We start from the raw sequence: 24944 nt of genomic DNA on the forward strand, positions 1-24944 counted from the left end.
TACGTCGGTGCTGTGGTGCGGTGGTGCGTGCGGGGGGTCAGTCCGCGGCGGGCCGGAGCGCCTCCGCGAGGACCGCGCCGATCCCGGCGAGCGGCTCCGGCTCGGTCATCTCGTAGTGGCCGCACGGGACGGGGTGGTCCTCGACGGTGCCGTCGACGTACGCCCGCCACTCCTCGACCTTGGCCATGGCGTCCGACGACCCGGCCGGGGCCGCCGGGTCGCCCGCGGCGCTGAAGAACAGCACGTCGCCGGTGAACACCTCCGGCTCGAAGCCGGGCGCGATACGCAGGTTGTTCCGCATGACCCGCGCGAGCGCCGTCGCCTCCTCCAGCGAGACGGCGGCCGTCCCGGCGTCACCGAGGAGGGCGAGCGCCCGGGAGACGTCCAGGGTCCCGTCCTCCGGCAGTTCCAGACCGGCGACCCGGAGCAGCAGGGACGCCACCTGGCGCTCCGTCTCCTCCTCGGTGAGCGGCCGGCCGTGGGTCAGCGGGGCGTCCATCATGGCCAGCAGCTCGACCTGTTCACCCGCGCGCTGGAGCGCGGTGGCCATCACATGCGCCACGGTGCCGCCGTAGGACCAGCCCAGCAGCCGGTACGGACCCTCGGGCTGCACCTCGCGCAGATGCCCGAGATAGGACTCGACCATCTCCTTGGCGTCGGCGGCGGGGGCGCTGACGCCGTCCAGACCGTGCGCCTGGATGCCGTACACCGGCTGCCGTCCGCCGAGGTGCGTCAGCAGGCCGGAGTAGCGCCAGCCGATGCCACCGCCGGGGTGCACGCAGAACAGCGGGCGCTGGTCGCCGTCGGCGCGCAGCGGCAGCACCGGCGCGAACGCGTCGTTGCCCGCCCCCGTGCGGCCCATCCCGTCGAGGACCCCGGCGATCGTGGGGGACGACAGCAGCGCGGCGGCCGGGATGTCCAGTCGCGAGGCGCTGCGCATGCGGCCGGCCAGCATGACGGCCCGCATGGAATCGCCGCCCAGGTCGAAGAAGTTGTCGTGGACCCCGATGCCCTCGATGCCCAGCGCCTCCTCCCAGTGCCCGGCCACGACCTGCTCCATGGGGGTGCGGGGGGCGACGTACTCGGTCGCGAGGTGCGGCGGCCGCGGCGCGCGCCCGGAAGCCTGCTCCTGGGCCGGTGCCGCCTCGTCGTCCGCACCCGTACGGGGCCGGGCGGTGGGCGCGTCGATCCAGTGGCGCCGCCGGTCGAAGGCGTAACCCGGCAGCGGCACCCGCCGCGGCTCCTCCGGGTCGCCCGGCGCGGCCAGGCCGGCTTCGGCGCCGGCCGCCCACAGCCGGCCGATCGCCTCGGCCAGCACCTGGCCGTCCGGGCGCTCCGCCTTGGCGTGCCGCATCGTCGCCACCGTCACCAGCGGCTCGTCCCCGAGCCGGGCCGTGGCCAGCTTGGCCAGCACGTCGCCCGGCCCGATCTCCACGAGCAGCGGGTTGCCGCGCTCCCACACGGAGGCGATGCCGTCGGCGAACCGCACGGTCCGCCGGGTGTGGTCGATCCAGTGCTTGCGGCTGGTCGCCTGCTCGTCGGTGATCCATGTGCCCGTCACATTGGTGACGAACGGGATCCGCGGCGGCCGGAGCGTGACCGTGCCCAGCGCGTCCTCGAACGCGCCCAGCACGGGGTCGAGCACATGGGAGTGCGCGGCGGCCGGCATCCGCAGCCGGCGGAAGGTCACCTCGTCGGCCAGCAGCCGCTGTTCGAGCGCGTCCACCGCCTCCTGGCGCCCGGCGACCGTGCACGCCGCCGGGCCGTTCACGGCGGCCAGCGACAGGTCGTCGGTGAGATAGGGCCGCAGTTCCTCCTCGCCCAGTGCCACCCCTACGGTGGCGCCGCCCGCGGAGGCGATCAGCCGGATCCGCTCGGCGACCAGCGGCAGCATCTCCTCCAGGGTCATCACGCCCGCCAGGGTGGCCGCGGTGTACTCGCCCAGCGAGTGCCCGATCAGCGCGTCCGGGCGCACCCCCTGCTCCATGAGCGTCACGGCGAGGGCGTACTCGGTGACGACCAGCGCCAGGAAAGCGTCCACACTGCCGGGATCCGCGTGCTCGAACAGGGCCGTCCGCAGATCACGGCCCAGGACGGGCCGGAGGATCGCGGCGCAGCGGTCGACCGTGTCCCGGTAGACGGGGTGGTCGCGGTAGAGCTCCGCGCCCATCCCCACGTACTGCGTGCCGCCGCCCGGCAGCAGGAACGCGACCGGCGGCGCGCCGCCGTCCCGCACCTCCGGGTACGCGGGCAGCGGGTGGCCCAGGGCCCGTACCGCGTCCGCCGTGGTCCGCGCGACGACGGCGGCCCGATGCGGCATGGCGGGCAGGAAGGTGGCCAGCGAGTGGGCGACGTCGGCGAGATCCAGGTCCGGGTGGTCCGCCAGGTGCCGCCCGAGGTTGTCGGCCTGGCCGCGCAGGGCGGCCGGTGTACGGGCCGACAACGGCAGCACCCGCCACCGCGGTTGGCTCGCCTTCCGGGGCGCCTCCTGGGCGGCCGGCGGGGCCTCCTCCAGGATGACGTGGGCGTTGGTGCCGCCGACGCCGAAGGCGCTGACGGCGGCCCGGCGCGGCTCCGCGCCGGCCTCCCAGTCCTCCAGCGCCGTGGGCACCCGGAAGGGGCCCGCCGCGAAGTCGATCAGCGGGTTGGGCGCGTCGAAGTGCAGGCTCGGCGGGATCTGCCGGTGCTCCAGGGCCAGTACGGACTTGATGAACCCGGCGATCCCGGCGGCCGCGCCGAGGTGGCCGATGTTCGTCTTCACCGATCCCAGGGCGCAGAACTGCCGCTCGTCCGTGCTCTCCCGGAACGCCTGGGTCAGGGCGGTCACCTCGATCGGGTCACCGATCTTGGTGGCTGTGCCGTGCGCCTCCACGAGGCCGATCGTCTCGGCACCGATCCCCGCGGCCGCCTGCGCCGCGAGGATCGCCTCGGACTGGCCCTCCGGGCTCGGCGCGGTGAAACCCACCTTGCGGCGGCCGTCGTTGTTGATCGCCGAGCCCTTGATGACGGCCCGGATCCGGTCGCCGTCGGCCAGCGCGTCCTCCAGCCGCTTGAGCACGACCGCGCCCACGCCGTCACCCGACGACGTGCCCGCGGCGTCCGCCGCGAAGGCCCGGCAGCGGCCGTCCGGCGAGAACGGCCCGTCCGGCACGTGCCGGTAGCCGAGCATCGCCGACGGATTGAGCGACACGGCCCCCGCCAGCGCCACGTCGCACTTGTAGTCGATGAGGTCCTGGCAGGCCGTGTGGATGGCGACCAGGGCCGTGGAACACGCCGTCTGAAGGGACAGGCTCGGCCCCGTCAGACCCAGCTCGTAGGAGATCCGGGTGGCCAGCGCGCCCAGCGAGTTGCTCGTCGCCGCGTGCACCAGGGCCACCGACGCGCTCTGCCCCGCGAACCGCGGGTGGATGTTCGCCGGGTAGTAACGGCTGTCCCCTGCGCCTGCGTACACCCCGACCTGCTGCTCGCCGTGGCCGTTCGCGTAACCGGCGTCCTCCATCGCGTGGTAGGCGCTCTCCAGCAGCAGCCGCTGCTGCGGGTCGACGAGTTCGGCCTCGGCGGGGCTGTAGCCGAAGAACGCCGAGTCGAAGCGGTCGATGCCCTCGATGACGGACGCCATCCGCACGAGGTCGGGGTCGTCCAGGTGCGCCGGGTCGCCGCCCGCCGCCAGGAACTCCTCGTCGGTGACGGGCCGGATCGACTCCCGCCCGGCGGCCAGGTTCTCCCAGAACTCCTCGACCGTGTCCGCGCCGGGGAAGCGCCCCGCCATGCCGATGACCGCGATGGCCGGATCGGCCTCGTAGCCGGTCTCTGCTGTCTCATCCATCGTTGCGGGGCCCCTTGTTCTTGGTGTTCTTGGTGGTACGGCGGGCGCGCGCGGCCCGCTGGCGCTCCGCCTGCTGCCGGGCCCGGTCCAGACCGGACGCGGGCGCGGCCTCGGCCGGCGCCTGGGGAGCGCCGGCCCCTTCCGCGGCACCGACGCCCGTGCGGGCCAGGTGCTTCGCCAGCGCCCTGACGGTGGGGTGGCTGAAGAGGTCCACGACCGTCAGGTCGCAGCCCAGTTCCTGGTTGACCGTCGTCTGGGCGCGCACCAGCAGCAGCGAATGGCCGCCGAGGTCGAAGAAGTTCTCCTCCGCCCCCACGTGGTCGCGGCCCAGGACCCGGCACCAGATCGCCGTCAGCGACTCCTCCAGACGGCGCACCCCGTCGAAGCCACCGTCCGCCGGACCCCCGGCGGAGTCCGCCGACGTACCGGCCGCCCGCAGCACCCACGCGCCGTCCGCACCACAGGCACGGGCCGCGGCCCCGGCCGCCTCGTACAGCGCACCCAGATCGGCACCGTCCTCCAGCGCCACCCGGCCCGCGAGCCGGTGCACCGGACGCGCCGTCGCCACCACATGGGAGCGCACCCACGGCGCGCTCCGGTCGGCACCGATCAGCACGTGCGGCTCGTCGAGCCTGCGCACCAGATCGAAGGAGCGCAGCCCCGCGGCCGGGTCCAGGACGCGGTAACCACGCGCCTGTGTCAGGGCCTTGAGGCCGTAGCCCTCGCTCATGCCGAGCTCGTCCCACATGCTCCACGCCAGGCTGTGCGCGTCGAGCCCGGCACGCCGCTGGTGCACCGCCAGCGCGTCGAGGAAGGCGTTCGCAGCCGAGTAGGCACCGCTCATGGCCCCGCCGAAGAAACCGTTGACCGAGGAGAACGACGCGAACGACGTCACCCCCAGCTCCAGCGCCAGCCGGTGCAGCACCCAGCCACCGGTGACCTTCGCCGCCAGCGCCGCACGCCACTGCCCGGTGCCGTAGTCGGTCACCGCCCGCTGGTCGAAGTCGCCCGCGAGGTGCAGCACCCCGGCCAGCGGCACCGACCACTCAGCGGCCGCCTTGTCCACCGCCGCGCGCACCTGGCCCGGGTCGGTGATGTCGGCCGCCTCGTACCGGACGTCACCCAGCTCCCGCAGGCTCCGGAACGCCGCGAGACGGCGGCCCAGAGCGCCGCCCTCGGCGACATGCGCGTCCCAGGTGTGCTCGTCCGGCAGCTCGGTGCGCCCGACGAGCAGCAGCCGTGTGCCCGGCGTCCTCAGCAGGTGCTCCGCGAGACGCACCGCCACTCCGCCGAGGCCGCCGCTGATCAGCTGGAAGCCCTCGGCCGCGGCCGGTGTGGCACGCGGCAGCGGGGTGGGCAGCGGAGCCAGACGGCGCACCCAGCGGGCACCGTCACGGTAGGCCACCTCGGCGTCGGCCGACGGCACCGCGATCTCGTCGAGCAGCAGCCCGGCCGTCGCCGGCACGTCACCGGCGGGCAGGTCCAGGTGGGCCGTCCGCAGCCACGGCAGCTCCTCCCGCAGGCTCTTGAGCAGACCACCGGCCGCGGCGTGCGCGTATGAGGCGTCCTCGCCCTCCACGACCGCCTGACCGCCCCTGCCGACGAGGTACAGCGCGACCTGCCGGCCCTCGGTGTGCCGTGCCGTCAGCGCCTGTGCCAGGCACAGCAGGCTGTCGGCGCTGTCCCGCTGCGCGTCCAGGAGCTCCTCGACACTGCCGGGCTCGCCCTCGGGCGCACCGAAGGCACCCAGGTGCACGACCGTGTCCACCGGCCGCCCGTCGGCCTCCAGGGCGTCGAGCAGGAGCCCGTGGTCCTCGACGGCGTCGATCCGGACCTCGTACCGCGCGGCGTCCACCCGGGCGAACTCCTCGCCCGCGGTGACCACCGTGCACAGGGAACCCGCCGCGCGCAGCCGACCGGCCACCGCCCGCGCGAACTCCGCGGCCGCGGAGTGCCGCCCGGCGAGCACCAAGGTGTGACCCGGCACACCGGACGGACGGTGCTGGTGCGCGGCCCGCTGCCACACCGGCCGCAGGAACCAGTCCGGCACGGTCGCGGAAGTGGCCAGCAGGATCTCCGACGCCTGCACCGTCTCGTCGAACTCGCCCGCCTCGAAACGCTTCCGCAGCTGCGTCCGCTGGATCTTGCCGATCTCCGTCTTGGGGATCGTCGCGGCCTCGACCGGCACCAGATAGGCGGGGCTGACCCCGATCTCCCGGGTCACCTTGCCGCGGATCGCCCGCAGCGCCCGCGCCACGTCCTGACCGGGCTCCAGGTGGAAGAACAGCGCGAGCTCGTCCGTGCTCGCCGACGCGTCACCGCGCACCGCGACGGCGGCGGTGAAGCTGCGCACCACGGAGGGCAGTTCCTCGACGCAGGTCTCTATCTCGTGGCTGTAGTGGTTGACGCCGTTGACGATGATGACGTCCTTGGCGCGGCCGGTGATGTACATCTCCCCGGCGCGCAGGAACGCCAGGTCCCCGGTCTCGAACCAGCCGTCCGGGGTGAAGGACTCCGCGTTCGCCTTGTCGTTGTCGTGGTAGCCGCCGGTCACCGTCGTGCCGCGCACCTGGAGCCGGCCCACGGTGCCCTCCGCCACGACCTGGTCCTGGTCGTCGACGACCCGCATCGCGAAGCCCGGGTAGGGCAGTCCGCAGCTGACGAACAGCTCCTCCCCGTCCGGCGCCTCGGCGGGCAGCACGGTGTCCGTCACCACCGACGAGGTCTCCGACATGCCCCAGCAGGGGTGCATGACGTCCTGCGGCATCCCGAACGGCTTGAGGGTCTTCAGGAACCCGCGCGCCGTCGCCGCGACGACCACCTCGCCCGCGTTCATCACCAGCCGCACCGGCGACAGGTCCCACCGGCGGTCACCCATCCGGTGCGCCTGCTCCGTCACGAGACCGAACGCGAAGTTGGGCGCCCAGATGATGCTGGCACGGTGCCGGTCGGCGACGTCCATCCAGCGCAGCGGGTCCTCCAGGACCCAGGAGGTGAGCGCGTGGACCTGACGGCAGCCGAGATAGACGTCCCGCAGGTGGAACATCACCACACCGGTGACATGGTCCAGCGGGATCCAGTTGAAGGAGACGTCGTGCTCCGACAGCGAGTTCATCGCGGCCGTGGCCGCCGCCCGCGTCAGCACGTTGCGGTGGGTGAGCCGCACCGCCTTCGGCAGACCCGTGCTGCCGGACGTCAGCAGCATGAGGATCACGTCCTCCGGGCGGGCCGGATGCCAGTCGGCGTCCGAGGGGCCCTCGCGCAGCGCGTCCACCGTCGTCAGCCGCAGCCCCGGCCAGTCCCGTCGCTCCGCCAGATCGCGCAGCCCCGCCTCACCGGACGCGGTCGTGACGATCCACGGGCGGTGCAGCATCTGCCACACGCCCTCCAGCTTCGCCAGCGGCGCGGACTCCGCCGCATACGAGGACGGCACCGTCAGCGGGACCGTCACGAAACCACCGAGGATGCAGCCCCACAGGGCCGCCAGGAAGTCCTCAGTGTCCTCGCACTGGAGGATCACCTGGTCGCCCGGGCGCAGCCCCAGCGCACGCAGGCCGCCGAGCACCCGGGACGCCTCCTCGATCAGCGAGGCGTAACTGCGCCGCGTCTCGCTGCCGTCGGCGCGCACATGGACGACCTCCGCGTGCTCCCCGCCCCCGGCGGCCCGCCGCAGCGCCTCCGCCCAGGTCTGCGCGCTCAGTTCCGGCAGCGGCGGACCCTCGCTGAGCGCGGGCACGGCACCCACGGCCCCGCCCGCCGCCGGGGCACCCGACGCGGCGGCCTGCCGCGCGGCACCCGTACCGACGTACAGCCGGCCGATCTCCTCCGGCACGTCCTCCAGCCCGACCGTCGCCGAACGGACACCGGGCAGCGCGGCCAGCGCGCCCTCCCACGTGCCGGCCGCCTCCGCGTCGATCACCGGCAGCCCGCTCAGAGCGGCGATGTCCAGCGTGCCGTCCGCGTTCCGGGGCAGGTCCGACACCGCGGCCACCCGCGGCGCCCGCGCCGGGTCCCCGGCCGTACGCAGCAGCTCCTTCGCCGCCTGCTCGACCGCACCGGCCCGGGTGGGCACGGCCAGCACCACCGGACGGTCACCGCCCGACGGCAGCGTCACCGCCTCCCGGATCCCGCCGCCCGCCGGCAGCGACGCCGCGTCGAACGGCTCATCCGCCACCGCCGCGCCGCGCGCGCCACGGGCCTCGACGGACGGCAGCGCACCGATCCGCAGCCCCGGGTCCGCGGCCACGGCCGCCAGCAGCGCGCGCAGCGCACCGCCCAGCCGCTGGGCCGTCTCCCGGTCGAACAGGTCCTCGCTGTACTCGACATGGCACGCCAGACCCTCCGGCGCACCGTCGGCCCCACGCCGCTCCAGCACGTCGACGAACAGGTCGAACTTGGCCGTACCCGTCGAACGGGGCTCCAGCGGCGCCCGGTTGTCACCCAGCACCAGCACGGCCTCGGTGTTGTTCTGCAGCGCCAGCATCACCTGGAACAGCGGGTGCCGGGCCGGCGTACGGGCCGGGTTCAGCTCGTCGACCAGCCGGTCGAACGGCAGGTCCTGGTGGTCGTACGCGGCCAGGTCGAACTTCCGCACCCGGGCCAGCAGCTCACGGAACTCCGGATCACCGGAGGTGTCCGCGCGCAGCACCAGCGTGTTGGCGAGCAGCCCCACCACGTCGTTGAGAGCCTCGTCCACGCGCCCGGCCACCGGCGTGCCGACGGGAATGTCCGTCCCGGCACCGCAGCGCGTCAGCAGCGCCGCCAGGGCGCTCTGGAGCACCATGAACAGGCTCGCGCCGCTGTCGTCGGCGAGCCGCAGCAGATCCCGGTGCACAGCGGCGTCCACCTCGACGGCCAGACCGCCACCACGCCGGCTGGGCACCTGCGGGCGCTCCCGGTCGGCCGGCAGCTCCAGCTCCTCCGGCAGCCCCGCCAGAGCCTCCTTCCAGAACGCCGCCTGACGCCCCAGCGCACTCGCCGGATCCGTGGCCGCGGCGAGCAGATCCCGCTGCCACAGCGCGTAGTCGACGTACTGGACCGGCAGCGCCTCCCACTTCGGCGCCGCGCCCGCGGCACGGGCCGCGTACGCGGCCGACAGATCCTCCGCCAGCGGACGCAGCGACCAGCCGTCCGCCGCACTGTGGTGCAGCACGAGCACCAGCGTCCGGGACGCACCCGTGCCGTACAGGCCCGCCCACAGCGGGGTGTCCCGCGTCAGGTCGAACGAATGCCGCAGCGCGCCCGCCACATGGGCCTCGACCTCCTCCTCGGGGCAGTCGACGACCTGGAGCACCGGACGCACACTGCCGGGCGCGCACACCTCCTGACGCGGCGCGCCGTCGGTCTGCGGCAGCAGCGTGCGCAGGCTCTCGTGCCGGTCGGTGACGTCCGCCAGCGCCGCCCGCAGCGCCTCGGCGTCGACCTCCCGGTCCAGCCGTACGACCAGCGGGATGTTGTACGTCGCGGCGGAGGTGTCCAGCTGGTTCAGGAACCACATGCTCTGCTGCGCCGAGGACAGCGGGATCACCGCGGGCCGCTCGGCGGGCACCAGGCCCGGCCGGGCCGGTGCCGCCGCCGCGTCCTCGGGGAGGTACGCGGCGATGCCCGCCGGGGTGGGCGTGGTGAACACCGCGGCCATCGGCACCTCGGCACCCGTCGCGGCACGCAGCCGCGTCAGCAGCCGGGTCGCCAGCAGCGACTGGCCGCCCAGGTCGAAGAAGTTGTCGTCCGCCCCGACGGTGCCCTCCGGCAGGCGCAGCAGCTCCTCGTACAGCTGGCACACCAGCGCCTGCGCCGCGCTCACGGGGGCACGGCCGCCGGCCGCCGCCGCGAAGTCCGGCGCGGGCAGGGCCTTCGCGTCCAGCTTGCCGTTGGCGGTCAGCGGCAGCTCGTCCAGGACGACGCACGCGCTGGGCACCATGTGCTCGGGCAGCAGCTCCGCCAGGTGGGCGCGCAGCCGCGCCGGGTCCGGGGTGTGCCCCGGGGCGGGCACGGCGTAGCCCACGAGCATCCGGTCGGCGGCGCCGTCCGTCTGCCGGGCGACGACGGCGGCCTGCGCGACCGAGGGGTGCGCGGCGAGCGCCGCCTCGATCTCGCCGGGCTCGATGCGGAAGCCGCGGATCTTCACCTGCTGATCGGAGCGCCCGGCGTATTCCAGGGTGCCGTCCGCCGACCGGCGGGCCAGGTCGCCGGTGCGGTACATCCGCTCGCCCGCCCGCCCGAAGGGGTCGGCGACGAACCGCTCCGCGGTCAGCGCCGGACGGCCGAGGTAGCCGCGCGCCAGACCCGGGCCGGCGACGTACATCTCGCCCACCCAGCCCGGCGGCACCGGCTGGAGGCAGTGGTCGAGGACGTACACCCGGAGGTCCGGCAGCGCGGTGCCGATGACGCTCCGCGCCCGGCCGTCCTCGATGATCCGGCGCGTGATCCGCTGGTACGTCACGTGCACGGTCGTCTCGGTGATGCCGTACATGTTGATCAGCTCGGGCGCCTCGTCGCCGTGCCGCTCCAGCCACGGGCGCAGGTGCGCGGGCTCCAGGGCCTCGCCGCCGAAGACCACGTAGCGCAGCGCGAGCGGGCCGCCGCCGTCGCCCGCCGCCAGGTCCGCCTGGATCAGCTGCTGGAACGCCGACGGCGTCTGGTTGAGGACGGTGACGCCCTCGCTGCGCAGCAGTTCGAGGAACTCCCCGGGCGAACGGGTCGTCGTGTGCGGCACGACGACGAGCCGGCCGCCGTGCAGCAGCGGGCCCCAGAACTCCCAGACGGAGAAGTCGAAGGCGTAGGAGTGGAACAGCGTCCACACGTCGTCCGGGCCGAAGGCGAAGTGCGCCGCGGAGGTCTCGAACAGCCGGATGACGTTGGAGTGCGGGATCACCACACCCTTGGGGCGGCCGGTCGAGCCGGAGGTGTGGATGATGTACGCGGTGTCCGCCGGGGTGAGCGGAGCGGTCCGGTCGGCGTCCGTGAGGTCCGTGGACGCGAGCGCGGCCAGCTCACGGTCGGTGGCCTCGTCACCGAGGACCACGGCGCCGGCGCCGGTCTCCGGCAGCCCCGCCGCCACCTGGGCGTCCGTCACCAGCAGGGCCGGCGAGGCGTCCTCGGCCACGGCACGGATGCGCTCGGCGGGATAGCCGGGGTCCAGCGGCAGATACGCGGCACCGGACTTCAGCACGGCCAGCAGGCCGACGGCCAGCTCCAGGGAACGGGGCAGCGCCAGTGCCACGATCCGGCCCGGCCCGGCACCCCGCTCGACGAGGAAACGGGCCAGCCGGTTGGCGCGCGCGTTCAGCTCCGCGTAGCTCAGCGCGGATCCCTCGTACGTGACGGCCGTCGCCTCGGGCGTACGCGCGGCCTGGGCCTCGAAGCGCGCCGGGAGCGTCGCATCGGCGGGGGCCTGCGCGTCACCGGCGGAGACGTACGCCGGGTGCTCACCGTCGCGCAGCAGCGTCGTGCGCGCGAGCGGCAGATCGGCGTCCGCGTCGGCGAGCCGGTCGAGCAGCAGCAGGAACCGCTCCTGGTGGTCGGCCAGTTCGGCCTCGGTGTAGAGCGCGGGGTTGGCGTCGAAGGAGAGCCACAGACCGGTGTCGTCGGCACCCGGCCGCACATTGATCTGGAGGTCCTCGACCGGGCCGCCCGTCAGGTGGTGCGAGGTCGTCGGGTGACCGGCGAACGTGAGCTCGTTGGTGAACGGGATGAGGTTGACGACCGGCCCGTACAGCCGTCGCCCGCCGCCCAGCAGCTTCAGGTCGCGGCGCAGGTCCTCGCCGCGGTACTGCTGGTGCTTGCGTACGGCGCGCTGCTCGTCGGCCACCGCGCGGACGAGCTCGGAGACGGTGGTGCCGGGCCGCACGGCCACCCGCAGCGGCAGGATGTTGGAGACCGTCCCGGCCGTCCGCATGGCGGTGGAGCCGAGCCGGCTCCAGGTGGTGAGCCCGAGGATCACGTCGTGGCTGCCGGTGACCCGGTGGAGGTAGGCCGCGGTGGCCGCGAGGAGCAGGTCGCCGCGCGCACCGCCGAGCCGCGCCGCGGCCCGGGAGAGCCGGTCGGCGTCGGCGGCGGACAGGAGGGTGGTGCGGCGCAGGAAGGGCGCGGAAGGGGCCGCGGTGCCCTCGGTGAGACCGACGGCAACCGGGGCGTCGGCGAAGCGCCCGGTCCAGTGGGCGCGGTCGCGTGCGAAGCGCTCCGAGGCGCGGTACGCGACGTCGTCGTCCAGGAGCGCCCCGGCGGGCGCGAACGGGGTGCCGGAGGGCTCGTCACCGGCCACCAGAGCGGTGTACGTTTCGGCCAGCCGGCGGGCGACGAGCTTGAAGCCGTAGCCGTCCAGGAGGACGTGGTGCGCCCGCAGATACCACAACCAGCGGTCGGGCGCCGCCTTGAAGAGGGCCTGGGTGAACAGCGGTCCCTCGGTCAGCTCGACGGCCGTCGCGAGGTCGGAGGCTATCCAGGCCTCGGCCGCGGCGCGCGGGTCGGGCTCGGTGCTGACGTCCATCAGACGCAGGGGCCAGTCGGCGGCGGGTGCCAGGGTGCCACGGGGGCCGTCGGGGGACTCGGCGATCCGCAGGCCGAAGACCTCCGCCTCGGCGACTGTGCGGCGCAGCGCGGCCTCGAAGAGCTCCGTGTCGACCGGTCCGTGGATCTCCACGTACTCACCGGTGTTGTAGGCCGCGTTCGCGGGGTCGAGTCGCTGGGCGAACCAGATGCCCTCTTGGGCGCCCGACAGCGGGCGACCGGCGTCCTCGTGAACAGACATGGCACCAACCCTCAGTAGGTGTATGGAATTTTCTGCCGGAGAAAGCCCTGCGGGACTCCCTCGCAGGGCTACGTTGGGCGGGCGCTTGCGATCGGCTCCACGACCGGGAAACGGTATGTGCGGGGGCGCTCAAGGAATCGCAAAACACGGCAGGATGCGGCGCATTGGGTCGGCCTTGAGAGCGCCACGGCGAGGCGGCCCTTCCACCGGGATTAACCCTGCATGAGGGGAACTCGGGCAGTCAAGGGAAGATCGTTCCAAGTTCCGTTTGACTTTCCGGCGGGGAGCCAACTCGCTTTGATTTCACCCTGAACCAGGGGCTCCGGTCTGGTGCCCGACCATGCATAAAGAGCTGACTCGCGATATCCGGGAGGCATACGGAAGGCGTCAAGGAAACGTTTCGAGGCGACGCCGGCGCGCCTTCCGCGGCGGTCCGGACCAAGGGGAAGGTGCCCTGGGCAACCCCTGTACCGCGCCCGCGTGCAAACAGTGCACCGACCTGACTGGCCATCAGGTGAATGCCCCAACCTAGCGGCTCCGTACGGGAAAGAATAGCGACACCCCACCGGACCGTCGTGAGAGGTAAGCCACGCACCGGTCCCGCACGACGCCTCTTGAAAGACGACGGAAATCCCGCTTCACTGAAACCGCGATTCCGCTTCAGCGGGCGAGACGATCCGAGGGCAAGCCGCACCGCACACCATCGATTTTCGGCCAACGCCTGGCCGAACCCCTCCGCCGGACCGGCGATTTCCACCCCGCTGAAGTCTGAAACATGAAAGGCAAGTGGTATGCACCGCAAGTTGTGCCCGGCGGAGACGCTCTACGTCGCCCAGCGGAGCCGCGCCGTGCTCTCGTGCACCGTCCACGGCGACCTCGACGAGAAACTCCTCGCCGCCGCCTTCGACGCCAAGGTCGCCGAACACCCCTCCCTGCGCTCCCGGATCGGCCAGGAAGACGACGACACCTACGTCCTCCGGCCACTGGACGACGCCGACCTGCCCCGCCTCATCGTGCGCCCCGGCGGCCCCACCGCCCTCATGGACGAGCACAACACCCCACTGCCCGACGGCGGCCCCCTCGTACGCGCCGTCCTCCTGCGCGGCGAGAGCGATCACACCGTCGTGCTCAGCGTCGACCACACCATCACCGACGGCCACAGCGCCATAGCCCTCTACGACGCGATGTGGCGCACCTACGCGGCGCTCGCCGACGGCGCCACCACCGCCCCGGCGGCCCCGGCGTACGACTGGCCCGCGCCCGCCACCGACCTGCTGCCGCCCAGCCCGCCCGAAGAGACCGAGCGCTACCTCGCCCGCCGCGTCGAGCGCACCAGGAGCCACCCCGTCACCGCCCTGCCCTACGAAGCCGCGGGCACCCAACGCCCCGCAGGGGAACACAAGGTCGCCGTCCAGCGCGTACTCCTGAAGCCCGAGGAGACCACCACCCTCCTCCGCCACTCGAAGACCACCGGCGTCTCCGTCCACGGACTGGTCAGCGCCGCCCTGCTCAAGGCCGTCCGCGCACGCCTGGGCGGCGACGGAACCAAGGCGCTGGGCTGCATGTCACCCGTGGACCTCCGCTCCCGCGTGACCCCGCCCCTGCACCGGGAGGTCATGGTGCCCGCCGTCACCTCCTGCCTGGACGTCGTGGACGTCACCCCCGGCACCGACCCGCTGGAGCTCGGCCGCCGGATCACCGACAACCTGCACACAGCCATCGAGCGCCGCGAGTTCATCCACGAGACACGCATCCTCGCGCAGGTCGTCCGCAACCCCGCCCTGCTGGCCACCAGCGTCATCGTGACCAACATGGGCCGCGTCCCCGCCCCACCCGCCCCCCGCGGCCTGGAGCTCACCGACGTACGCCTCATCCCCGTCCGCGACAACTACTACCCCCAGGCCGGCCGGGGCCCCGTCATGGGCTGCGTCGTCTCCTTCGACGGCCGCCTCGCCATCGAACTGCCCTACAGCACCGAATGCTTCGCCCACGAGCAGATCCGCGAGATCCGCGACGGCGTGCACACGGCCCTGCTCGCATTCGCCGACGAGCACAGCGAAACGGCCGTCACGAACTGACGCCCCGCCACCCGCACGCACCGCACCCCCGTCATCAGGCTGAGTCAGGAGCGCGCCTGAAGTGAGAACACTGAACGACCCGTGCGCCTTCACCGTCACGCCCCTGCTGCGCCGCGCGCAGGCCGGTGACCGGCAGGCCATGAACGACCTCCTCCTGCACATAGCCCCCTACGTGGGACGGCTCTGCCTGCCGATCGCCCACGGGCACAGCTCCGACGCCGCGCAGGAGGCGATGCTCGCGATCTACCGCGGCATCCGCGGCCTGCGCGAGCCGGCGGCCTTCTACGGCTGGGTCCGGGCCGTGACGGTGCGGGAGGCGATCCGCACCTCCAAGCGGCTCAGCCAGGGCTCGGCCGACGACCTGCCCGATGTCGCCCAGGACGCCAATCCGCTGGACACCGTCCACATCTCCGACGTCATGGACCGGCTGCCCGACCAGCACCGCCAGATCCTCACCCTCCGCGCCGTCTACGGCATGAACGAACAGGAGATGGCGGCGACCCTCTCCCTGCCGGTCGGCACCGTGCGCTCGCGGCTGCACCGCGCCCGGCGGAACTTCCAGGACGCCTGGCACCAGCGCGCCGCCTGACGGTCCGTGTGGTCAGTGTACCGACTGTCCCGAACCACCGTCACCGCATTTGACCTGCTGGTATTCTGAAGGGATGTACATCCGACCCCTCCGCGGCCACCTGGGCGGCGACGCATCGTCCGCACGCGCGGCGACCCACGGGCCCGTGCCGGCATGACCGAGGCCCCCACGCGTGTCATTCGGAGCAACGCCGCGTCCCAGTCCCTAGGATTGCGGGATGTACATAGCCAGCACGTTCCCCGGAGGGGTGATCCGGTGAACAGGTCCGAGGCCACCGATGAGCAATGGGAGGGCCTTGCGGAGGTCGTCCCCTTGCGTGGACACCATTCATGGCCGTCCTGGCCCAACCATCGGGCACTGCCCGAGGAGGAGCCGGAGCCGAACCGCCGTCAGCTCGTCGTCCTGCGCGTCCAGATCTTCGCCGACGCCCGCGAGGTCGCCGAGCACCTGATGGCCCGCATCCCGGTGCTGCTGGACCTCACCAGCGCCGACACCGACGTCGCGAAGCGGATCCTCGACTTCTCCAGCGGCGTCGTCTTCGGCCTGGGCAGCGGCATGCACCGGGTCGACACCAATGTCTTCCTCTTCGCGCCGGAGGGCACCGAGGTGGCCTCCGGGTACCCCGATCGTAGGAAGAATGATCAGCTGAAACGGTTTGGCTGAGCGGCCGCCCCGTACGGTCCGGGCATGGACACTCACCGTGCCCGACCGGCCGCCGCCCCCCACTCCCAGCGCCCCGCGGTGACCGAACTCCGGCTCTCCGCCTTCAAGTCCCACCGCAACGCCGTCTTCCCTCTCGGCCCGCTGACCCTCTTCCGGGGCGCGAGCGGCAGTGGCAAGTCCAGCGCACTCCAGGCATACGAGGCGTTAGCCCGTCTCGCGGGCGGTGACAGCCTCGACGAGGCCCTCGCCCCGGTCGCGGGCGGCGCCCCCGCCTGCGTCCCCCACCAGGCGAGACCCGACGCCCAGGGACGGCGCGGCTTCCGCATCGGCTGCACGGTCGACGGACCCGCGGGCACGGTCCTGCTCGACGTGGCCATCCAGGCCGAACCCGAACTCCGCGTCGTCGGCGAACGGCTGACCGGCTCCGGCCGCACCCTCCTCTCCACCGCCCTGCGCGACCCCGGGCTGCGTACGGTCGAGGCCGCCTGGCACACCGCGGGCAGCGTGCCCGTCACCCGGGCACCCCTGCCCGACGACCGACTGGGCACCGCGCTGCTGCCGCTCCGCGTCGCGGGCAAGACCGCGGGCCAGCGCCTGGTCCTCGACGCCGCCGAGCAGGTCGTGGTGGCCCTGCGCTCCGTCTTCGCCTGTGACCCCAGGCCCGAGCTGATGCGCACGCCGGTCGCCGCGCGCGACGGCCTGCTCCGCAGGGCCTGCGACAACCTGGCCGCCGTGCTCGGCCGCACCCGCCACGAATGCTCCACCCGCCACGCCGCCCTGGTCGCCGCCGTGGGCGCGGGCTGCCGGGGCCCGGTGGAGGGCCTGTCCGTGCAGGGCCTGGACGGCGGATTCGTACGGGGCGTGCTGGCCCGCGACGTGGGCCCGGACACGCCCCTGGAGCGGCTGGGCGACGGCGAACTGCGCTACCTCGCCCTGAGCCTGGTGCTGATGACGGGCCCCGGCGTGCTGGACATGGACCCGGTCGCCGAGGTGCTGCCCGCCCGGCAGGCCCTGACCGTGCTCGCCGACGGCTTCGACCGCTGCCTGGACCCCCGGCAGGCCCGCTCCCTGCTGGCCCTGGCGGCGCGGATGTGCGAGCGGGGGCATGTGCGCCTGGTGGGAACCGTCAGGGGAGACGTGCTCCAGGGGCCCCATGAGCCCCAGGAGGCGGGGGAGGGGACAGTGGTGGCGTCGATGGTAGACCTGGGCGTGTGACCGAAGAACATCATCAGGAATCAGGGCGTACCGGCGCACCGTCGCGCGGCCAGGACGACGGACCGCCGCGGACGGCCCGGCCGGACGGCGAACTCGACGTGCTCCAGAGCCGGCTCGCGGACTTCGCGGCGGCCCGCCGCTGGCAGCCCTTCCACACCCCCAAGAACCTGGCCGCGGCCCTGAGCGTCGAGGCATCCGAACTGGTCGAGATCTTCCAGTGGCTGACACCGGAGGAATCGGCGCGGGTGATGGACAACCCCGCCACGGCGGGGCGGGTCGAGGACGAGGTCGCGGACGTCCTGGCCTACCTGCTCCAGTTCTGCCAAGTCCTGGGCATCGACGCCGCCGCGGCGCTCTCCGCGAAGATCGAGCGCAACGAACACCGCTTCCCCGCACCGGAAGAACCCACTCCGGATTCGCCCGGCCGTCACTCTCCGGAGTGATTGAGTTATCCACACCGCATCTGGTATCCACAGATTTCTGAATTCCCCTGGCTTTTCCGGCGGTTACTCATCACTCTGGGTAGTGACAAAGTGACAGGCGCACAGCCGGAAAACCGGCAGTCGGAATGTGTCGGAATGTGGGGGACCAGGCATGGAGGCAACGCGGCTCATCGGAGCCACGCGAACGGCCCTGGCGCAGGCCAGGGCCGTCCAGGACATCGTCATCGAGGCCTGGCAGACACAGGCCCTGGCCGGAGCGATCGGCAGTCACCTCGCCGTCCACGGCCCCTTCGAGGCCCGCGCCGCGGCGGGCGGCCTCAGCGAAGCAGGCACCCGCGCCTCCGGCGCGCTGCGCCAGGCCCTGCGCACCGGCCCCATAAGGGCCGCGCAGCTCACCGAAGTGCGCGACCACTGGAGCGCGTTGACCGGGCTCTGCGCCCTCCTCGGAGAGGTCGGCATAGCCCTGGTGGGCGTCGCCTGCTCCTCCGACGAGGACGCTCTCTACTGGCAGTGCATCGAGGCCATCGACGCCGCGGACGAGACGAGCGACCGCGTGCGCTGGTTACAGAGACGGCTCGCGCTCCGCGAGCGGGAAGGAGGCGCCGCGTGAAGCGCCGACGATCAGCCCGCACCGCCTTCGCCGGAAGAGGGCCGCTCGCCGGACGGCTGCGCGGGCGACTGCAGATCGGCGTCGAGCTGCGACAGGTCCGCGTTCAGCGCGGCCATCAGCTCCTCCATCTGCTGAAGCAGTCCCTTGGGCGCGCCCTGCTGCGGGGGAGCGGACTGTGCGGGCACCGATCCGTCGGGCACGGCTTCCTGGGTCATCGCGGCCTCCTCGGCCCTGGCCCTCCCGGTGCGGGCGGGCGGCGTCGCGGTCGTCGCCTCCGGCAGCGGACACCGGTGCGCGGGCCGGGCGGTCCGGCTCCGCCCGAGCCAACGATCACCGGGCCCGGCGGACACTTCCCGCCCGGTGCCGACGACCGAATTTCACCCGACCGGGGTGGGTGGGGCGAAGGAGGGTACGGACGGTTGACGCACGTGCGGCAGTGCAGGATGGGGGCATGGATCTGCGTATCTTCACCGAGCCCCAGCAAGGGGCGAGCTATGACACCTTGCTCACCGTCGCCAAGGCCACCGAGGAGCTGGGCTTCGACGCCTTCTTCCGGTCCGACCACTATCTCGCGATGGGCTCCGCCGACGGACTGCCGGGCCCCACCGACGCCTGGATCACGCTGGCCGGGCTCGCCCGGGAGACCCGCCGTATCCGTCTCGGCACCCTGATGACCGCCGGCACGTTCCGGCTGCCCGGCGTCCTCGCCATCCAGGTGGCGCAGGTCGACCAGATGTCGGGCGGACGGATCGAGCTGGGGCTGGGGGCGGGCTGGTTCGAGGAGGAGCACCGGGCCTACGGCATCCCCTTCCCCAAGGAGAAGTTCGGGCGCCTGGAGGAGCAGCTGGAGATCGTCACGGGACTGTGGGAGACGGAGGCCGGCAAGACGTTCACCTTCCACGGCACGCACTATCAGCTCATCGACTCCCCGGCACTGCCCAAGCCCGCGCAGGACAAGCTGCCGGTCCTCATCGGCGGGCACGGTGCCAAGCGGACCCCTAGGCTCGCCGCGAAGTTCGCGGACGAGTTCAACATCCCCTTCGCCTCCATCGAGGACAGCGAGCGGCAGTTCGGCCGGGTCCGCGCAGCCGCCGAGGAGGTCGGCCGCAAGAGCGGCGACCTGGTGTACTCCAACGCCCTGGTCGCCTGCGTGGGCAAGGACGACGCGGAGGTGGCACGGAGGGCGGCGGTCATCGGCCGTGATGTGGCCGAGCTGAAGGCCAATGGTCTGGCGGGCTCGCCGGACGAGGTCGTCGACAAGATCGGGCGGTATGCGGAGATCGGCTCGTCCCGGATCTACTTCCAGATCCTGGACCTCGACGACCTCGACCACTTGGAGCTGATTTCCTCGAAGGTCCAGTCCCAGCTGACCTGACGGCGGCGACAGCCGACGTGGCCTGAGGAGCATCTATGATGCCTGCCCCCACTGTCCCCCTTGCCGACGCGCTCGCGAGCGGTCCGCTCGTCCTCGACGGTGGTCTGTCCAACCAACTGGCGGCGCAGGGCTGTGACCTGTCGGATGCCCTGTGGTCGGCCCGGCTGCTTGCCGACGGGCCGGAACAGATCGAGCGGGCACACGCGGCCTATGTGCGGGCAGGCGCACGGGTGCTCATCACGGCGAGCTACCAGGCCACGTTCGAGGGTTTCGCCGCCCGTGGCATCGGCCGGGCGAAGGCGGCGGAGCTGCTGCGCAGCAGTGTGGGGCTGGCGAGAGGGGCGGGGGAGGGAGGGGAGGGGGGAGGGCCCCCACCCCCCTGGGTCGCCGCCTCCGTCGGTCCCTACGGCGCCATGCTCGCCGACGGCAGTGAGTACCGCGGTCGGTACGGCCTCAGCGTCGCGGAGTTGGCGCGTTTCCACCGGCCGCGGGTCGAGGCGCTGGCAGAGGCTGCCCCCGATGTCCTCGCCCTGGAGACGGTGCCGGATGTGGACGAGGCCGAGGCGCTGCTGCGGGCTGTCGAGGGGTGCGGGGTGCCCGTGTGGCTGTCGTACAGCGTGAGTGGTGAACGCACCCGTGCTGGGCAGCCCCTGCGGGAGGCGTTCGCCCTCGCCGCCGGCAACGACCAGGTCCTCGCGGTCGGCGTCAACTGCTGTGAGCCGGCTGATGCCTACGGGGCTGTCCGGCTGGCGGCGGAGGTCACCGGTAAGCCTGTCGTGGTCTATCCCAACAGCGGTGAGCGGTGGGACGCGCGGGAGCGGGCCTGGCGGGGCAGCCCGACGTTCGGCCCGGAGCGGGTGGCGGCGTGGCGTCAGGCGGGTGCCCGCCTGATCGGCGGCTGTTGCCGCGTCGGTCCGCAGGACATCGCGCGACTGGCACGCGCCCTGGAGCCGTAGTCGGCGGCCGCGCTCCCGCCGCAGCGCGTGCCCGGACCGTCAGGGCGGCCGGGGGCCCGGCGGCGTGAGTCCCGTACGGGAAGGGCCCGTTGCCACGGGGGCGGCCCCCGGCGTACGCATGACAGTGGCGTACACCGAGGGCCGCCGGGCCGCAGGGGTTCAAGGCCGGGTCAGGCGGACGGCGCTCCGGCCGCCCGCTCCGGTGAGGCGTCCCCGGGCTCCGTGTCCTTGGCCGGCTCGGAGGGGCCTCCGCGCAGCGGGGTCTCCTTGAGGAACCAGGCCAGGGCGAAGCCGAGGATGCTGATGACCGCGCCCCAGGTGAAGACCAGGTGCGTACCGCTGGAGACCGCGTGCAGGTAGGCGTCCTTGATCACGGCCGGCAGTTTGGCCAGGCTCTTGGGGTCGAGCTGGGCGCCGCCGATCGCGGCGCCACCGCTGCCGGCCCGCTGCTGCATCACGTCCTGGACCTTGTTGGTGAAGAGGGCGCCGAAGACCGCGACGCCGACGGAGCCGCCGATCGTGCGGAAGAGGGTGGCGGACGAGGAGCCGACGCCGATGTCCTTCATCTCGACACTGTTCTGGGCGATCAGCATGCTGGTCTGCATCAGGCAGCCCATGCCGGTGCCGAGCACCGCCATGTAGACACCGGAGGTGAAGCGGGTGGTGTCCGTGCCCATCAGGGACAGCAGCCCGAGTCCGGCCGTCATCAGCGCGGAGCCGGCGACCACGAAGATCTTGTACTTGCCGGTCGCGGTGGTGTAGCGGCCGGCGATCAGCGAGACCGCCATCATCGCGAGGAGCATCGGCAGGAGCAGCAGCCCGGAGTTGGTGGCCGAGGCGCCCTGCACGATCTGCTGGTACAGCGGCAGGAAGGTCATCGACCCGAACATCACGAAACCGACCAGGAAGCCGATGACGGTGATCAGGGAGAAGTTGCCGTCGCGGAAGATGCGCAGCGGCAGCACCGGCTCGCTGACCTTGCGCTCGACGAGGACGAAGGCCGCGATGGCGGCGACGGTCAGCACGCCGAGCCCGATGATCTGGCCCGACAGCCAGGCGTATTCGGTCCCGCCCCACGTGGTCAGCAGGACCAGCGAGGTGATGCCGATGGTCAGCAGGGCCGCGCCCACGTAGTCGATGCGGGCCTGTGACCGCTTCTTCGGCAGGTGCAGTACGGCGGTGATCGCGATCAGCGCGATCGCGCCGAGCGGCAGGTTGATGTAGAAGCTCCAGCGCCAGCCCATGTGGTCGGTGATCGCGCCGCCGACCAGCGGCCCGCCGATCATCGCGACGGCCATGACGCCGGCCATCATGCCCTGGTACTTGCCGCGTTCACGCGGCGGGATGAGGTCGCCGATGATCGCCATGACGCCGACCATCAGGCCGCCCGCGCCCAGGCCCTGCACGGCGCGGAAGCCGATGAGCTGGCCCATGTCCTGGGCCGTGCCGGACAGTCCGGACCCGATCAGGAAGATCACGATGGACGTCAGGAAGACGCCCTTGCGGCCGTACAGGTCTCCGAGCTTGCCCCAGATCGGCGTCGAGGCCGCGGTGGCCAGCGTGTACGACGTCACCACCCAGGACAGGTGGTTCATTCCCCCCAGTTCACTGACGATCGTGGGCATCGCGGTGCCCACGATCATGTTGTCGAGCATGGCGAGCAGCATGGCCAGCATGAGCGCGCCCAGCACCGTGTGTACGCTGGCCGGCTTCTTGTCGCTCTGCTCTGTCGTCCCCGGTATGCCAAGTGGTGTCGCTTGCTTCTGCGACATCCCCATCTTCGAATCTCCCATTTACGTGACGCCTGACCGAACGCCCAGGCGCGGTACCCGTTGAACTTCGGTTACGTACTGTCGAGTTGTCCGCGATGCGCGGTTCAACGCTGTGTGTCAGTGGTTGCAGGTGGTCCGGAGCCGCGGGCCCGCGTGGGCCGGCATGCCGGTTTCCGTGGTCGGGCCGGCCATCTGGGGGTCCATCATGGTCGGTGCGTTCGATGCAGGGGCCACATTCAACAGTTGCACTCATTGCACTCTCGCGTTTGACTGTAACCTTGACGGTGCAATGAGTGCAACAAGATGGTCTTGAGGGCAGCGTGCGCTGCGCAGGTCTACTGGTGACGGGCGGCAATGCGCAGGGAGCGAGGACGCGGCAGTGAGTGAGTGGCACGACCAGCAGCTGGGCCGGCGCGAACAGCGGAAGCTGGTGACCAGGGCGCGCCTGCGGGATGCCGCCAACGAGCTGGCCCGCTCCCACGGGTCGGCCCAGGTCACCGTCGACGCGATCTGCGCCGAGGCCGGGGTGTCCCGGCGCACCTTCTTCAACCACTTCGCGACCAAGGACGAGGTGTTCCTGGCGTGGGACGAGACGGACGACGCCCGTTTCGTCGAAATGATCGTCGCCAGGCCGCAGTCCGAGAGCGCCGTGTGTGCCGCCCTCCGGGCCCTGTCGTCGGTCGTGTTCGACGCCGCCGAGGGCGGCTTCGCCGAGATCGTCCGCGAGGTCACCGAGCGCAATCCCGTCCTCTATCCGCAGGCCACCCAGATGTCCGCCCGGTTCGTCCACGCCGTCGCCCTGGGCATCGCACAGCGCCGTCGCCTGCCCGAGGACTCCTACACCGTGCGGCTCGGCGCGGCCGCTGTGGTCGCTTCGCTCAGGGTGATGGCATGCGTCACCGTCGACGCGGACAAGGCGGAGCGCGAACGGCACGTGGAGGAGGCCTGTCGCGTCCTGGACCAGGGCTTCCTCGCTGTGGAGCGCGACGGGCGGTGAGTGCACCGGTCCCTGGGAAGCGGCAGTCGCCGCCTCCTTCACCCTGCCCCCAACGGTAACTCCCTCAGCACCAGCCCCAGTTACGCCGACGCCCGCCCCAGGCCACGAGTTCACCGATAGCGTGGGAGGCTCCGGAAACAGAGTGCGGAACGGGGAGCCTGGGTCTTCTTCGGCCCAGGAGTCCGGACGATCGGGTGGTATGCATGACTACTCAGGGCACCGATGACGCGATCTCCAGGAAACGGCCGGCGGAGCTGGCGCCGGGGGCGGTGATCGCGCAGTCGCTGGACAACGAGTGGGTCAGCGCGCGACTGACCAAGGAGATGATCGAGAAGGGGAAGTCGCTCCGGGACGTCGAGGACATCCGGAGCAAGGAGGCGCGCGCCGAGTTCTTCCGCAGCCTCATCAACACCCGGCAGGTGGTGGTCAACCGGGTCTTCTTCTACAACAACCGGGCCGTGAGCTGCGACCTCGTGGAGGGCGGCGCCGCCCGGCGCGCCCACCAGAAGCTGCTGGGCGACGGCTCGCTGGTGCCCTATCTCGTCAACGAGCGCGAGCCGGCCGCCCGCCCGCCGAACGTGAGCGTCGACGAGGAGGCGTTCACCGCCTGGCAGGAGACCGTCGACAGCATGCCCGCGAGCTCGCGCATCACCTGCGTACGGCTGTCCTGGGAGGACCAGGAGAACCGGGACGCCACCAGGAACGCCCTCTTCAACCCCTTCGCGGGCCAGGTGCAGCGGCTCACCGCGACGGACATCCCGCTGCTCGCCTCCCAGGTCGGCGTCCCGCCGGAGCGCGCCCCGCAGTTCGGCGCCCGGCTCCACCGGCTCGTCGGCTTCAGCAGCGACCGGCGCACGCGCGACCAGCTTGTCTCCCGCAGGGTGCTCTACGACGAGTTCGTGTCCGTGCCCGGCCTGCCTGTGTCGGACGTGCGCTACGACCGGACCAAGCCGTTCGCCGGGGAGATCAAGCAACTGCTGGACCTCATCTACAACGTCAACCTCGCCGACGCCCTGGGCATGCATCCGCTCACCCCCTCCGGCAGCCTCCGGCGGATCGCCCTCCAGGAGTGGCGGGACGTACGGACGGCCCCCAGCGGTGTGGTCACCGACCCCGAACAACTGCTGCTGTTCCTGCGGCGGCAGGCGTTCTCCACCGTCCAGGACCGGCTGACACCGGCGGCCGTCGACACCCTGACCCTGGAGGACGTCTGGAGCCTGCGGCAGAGCGACGCCTGGCACGACCGGGTGGGCCGCGTCTTCGACCGCTACGTCAAGCTCAACTCCGAGATCGTCCGGATCGCCGCGGGCCGCCGCGTGAGCCGCACGATGGCCCGCCAGTGGACCCCCGTCATCGAAGTGGTCGTCGTCGTGGGCGGTGCCGTCTTCAGCGCGATCACCGGCAACGACACCTGGGGCGTCGTCGGGGACATCGGAGCGGTGTCCGCCAAGGCCGGCGGCTCCGTGCAACTGGTCCTACGCAACAGGCGGGAGGGGCGGCGCGAGCAGAAGTTCGCCCGGGAGATCGCGTCCGTCCGGTTCGACAGCGCGCGTGAGTGGGAACAGTTCCACGGCATGGTGCGCCAGTTGCCGGGATACCGGGAGCAGCGCGGTTCCAGGATGGCCACCAGCTCCGCCACCGTCCAGGACGACATCCCGGAGTACTGACACC

General features: G+C 72.4%; 14 protein-coding genes. 10 read left to right on the top strand and 4 right to left on the bottom strand.

Annotated elements, in window-relative coordinates; genetic code table 11:
- Positions 1-37: 37 nt before the first annotated feature.
- A complete protein-coding gene (locus ACFY1P_RS18230) occupies positions 38-3826 on the bottom strand; it encodes a type I polyketide synthase (protein ID WP_390751113.1) in 3789 nt (1262 codons plus the stop codon).
- Positions 3819-12575, bottom strand: coding sequence for an amino acid adenylation domain-containing protein (locus tag ACFY1P_RS18235; RefSeq protein WP_390751114.1), 8757 nt, complete (start codon positions 12573-12575; stop codon positions 3819-3821). Before ACFY1P_RS18235 ends, ACFY1P_RS18230 begins: the two co-directional genes overlap by 8 nt.
- 791 nt (positions 12576-13366) lie before the next feature.
- On the opposite strand from ACFY1P_RS18235, the gene ACFY1P_RS18240 reads away from it, so the two are divergent.
- The 6 genes from ACFY1P_RS18240 (at position 13367) to ACFY1P_RS18265 (ending at position 18173) form a co-directional block, all read left to right on the top strand.
- Positions 13367-14653: a condensation domain-containing protein gene (locus tag ACFY1P_RS18240; protein ID WP_390751115.1), complete on the top strand. Its 1287-nt coding sequence runs from the start codon at positions 13367-13369 to the stop codon at positions 14651-14653.
- Between the two features lie 61 nt (positions 14654-14714).
- The gene (locus ACFY1P_RS18245; protein WP_390751116.1) at positions 14715-15242 is read left to right on the top strand and encodes an RNA polymerase sigma factor; all 528 of its coding nucleotides are present in this window, start codon (positions 14715-14717) and stop codon (positions 15240-15242) included.
- Positions 15243-15497: 255 nt separating this feature from the next.
- Entirely contained in the window at positions 15498-15905 is a 408-nt protein-coding gene (locus tag ACFY1P_RS18250; RefSeq protein WP_390751117.1) for a cell division protein SepF, read from the top strand.
- Between the two features lie 24 nt (positions 15906-15929).
- Complete coding sequence (locus ACFY1P_RS18255) at positions 15930-17120, top strand: AAA family ATPase (protein ID WP_390751118.1); 1191 nt, start codon at positions 15930-15932, stop codon at positions 17118-17120.
- 98 nt (positions 17121-17218) lie between these two features.
- A complete protein-coding gene (locus ACFY1P_RS18260; RefSeq protein WP_390751172.1) occupies positions 17219-17563 on the top strand; it encodes a nucleotide pyrophosphohydrolase in 345 nt (114 codons plus the stop codon).
- A gap of 151 nt (positions 17564-17714) precedes the next feature.
- The gene (locus tag ACFY1P_RS18265) at positions 17715-18173 is read left to right on the top strand and encodes a DUF6099 family protein (protein ID WP_361526477.1); all 459 of its coding nucleotides are present in this window, start codon (positions 17715-17717) and stop codon (positions 18171-18173) included.
- Between the two features lie 11 nt (positions 18174-18184).
- Here the strand turns inward: ACFY1P_RS18265 and ACFY1P_RS18270 are convergent, their stop codons facing one another.
- Positions 18185-18388, bottom strand: a complete 204-nt coding sequence (locus ACFY1P_RS18270) for a hypothetical protein (protein ID WP_361526480.1) — start codon at positions 18386-18388, stop codon at positions 18185-18187.
- 236 nt (positions 18389-18624) lie between these two features.
- On the opposite strand from ACFY1P_RS18270, the gene ACFY1P_RS18275 reads away from it, so the two are divergent.
- Both ACFY1P_RS18275 and mmuM read left to right on the top strand, forming a co-directional pair.
- Positions 18625-19548 carry an LLM class F420-dependent oxidoreductase gene (locus tag ACFY1P_RS18275; protein WP_361526483.1) on the top strand — a complete coding sequence of 308 codons (924 nt, stop codon included), beginning with the start codon at positions 18625-18627 and terminating at the stop codon, positions 19546-19548.
- 38 nt (positions 19549-19586) lie between these two features.
- The gene (mmuM, locus tag ACFY1P_RS18280) at positions 19587-20504 is read left to right on the top strand and encodes a homocysteine S-methyltransferase (RefSeq protein ID WP_390751119.1); all 918 of its coding nucleotides are present in this window, start codon (positions 19587-19589) and stop codon (positions 20502-20504) included.
- Between the two features lie 170 nt (positions 20505-20674).
- Here the strand turns inward: mmuM and ACFY1P_RS18285 are convergent, their stop codons facing one another.
- On the bottom strand, positions 20675-22276 hold the full coding sequence (locus tag ACFY1P_RS18285) for an MDR family MFS transporter (RefSeq protein WP_390751120.1): 1602 nt from the start codon (positions 22274-22276) through the stop codon (positions 20675-20677).
- 379 nt (positions 22277-22655) lie between these two features.
- Here ACFY1P_RS18285 and ACFY1P_RS18290 point away from each other — a divergent pair, with 379 nt between their 5' ends.
- Positions 22656-23273 (top strand): TetR/AcrR family transcriptional regulator, encoded by a 618-nt coding sequence (locus ACFY1P_RS18290; RefSeq protein ID WP_361526490.1) that lies wholly within the window; start codon positions 22656-22658, stop codon positions 23271-23273.
- Between the two features lie 203 nt (positions 23274-23476).
- Positions 23477-24940, top strand: a complete 1464-nt coding sequence (locus ACFY1P_RS18295) for a hypothetical protein (RefSeq protein ID WP_390751121.1) — start codon at positions 23477-23479, stop codon at positions 24938-24940.
- Positions 24941-24944: the final 4 nt, after the last annotated feature.

Origin of the sequence: Streptomyces sp. NPDC001407, from assembly GCF_042895325.1 — a bacterium.
Taxonomy (GTDB): domain Bacteria; phylum Actinomycetota; class Actinomycetes; order Streptomycetales; family Streptomycetaceae; genus Streptomyces.

Bases quoted from the DNA above. Each gene is read 5' to 3' on its own strand.
- ACFY1P_RS18235 (WP_390751114.1), bottom strand. From the start codon at position 12,575: ATGTCTGTTCACGAGGACGCCGGTCGCCCGCTGTCGGGCGCCCAAGAG.
- ACFY1P_RS18270 (WP_361526480.1), bottom strand. From the start codon at position 18,388: ATGACCCAGGAAGCCGTGCCCGACGGATCGGTGCCCGCACAGTCCGCT.
- ACFY1P_RS18255 (WP_390751118.1), top strand. From the start codon at position 15,930: ATGGACACTCACCGTGCCCGACCGGCCGCCGCCCCCCACTCCCAGCGC.
- ACFY1P_RS18230 (WP_390751113.1), bottom strand. From the start codon at position 3,826: ATGGATGAGACAGCAGAGACCGGCTACGAGGCCGATCCGGCCATCGCG.
- ACFY1P_RS18240 (WP_390751115.1), top strand. From the start codon at position 13,367: ATGCACCGCAAGTTGTGCCCGGCGGAGACGCTCTACGTCGCCCAGCGG.
- ACFY1P_RS18285 (WP_390751120.1), bottom strand. From the start codon at position 22,276: ATGTCGCAGAAGCAAGCGACACCACTTGGCATACCGGGGACGACAGAG.
- ACFY1P_RS18295 (WP_390751121.1), top strand. From the start codon at position 23,477: ATGACTACTCAGGGCACCGATGACGCGATCTCCAGGAAACGGCCGGCG.
- ACFY1P_RS18275 (WP_361526483.1), top strand. From the start codon at position 18,625: ATGGATCTGCGTATCTTCACCGAGCCCCAGCAAGGGGCGAGCTATGAC.
- mmuM (WP_390751119.1), top strand. From the start codon at position 19,587: ATGCCTGCCCCCACTGTCCCCCTTGCCGACGCGCTCGCGAGCGGTCCG.
- ACFY1P_RS18265 (WP_361526477.1), top strand. From the start codon at position 17,715: ATGGAGGCAACGCGGCTCATCGGAGCCACGCGAACGGCCCTGGCGCAG.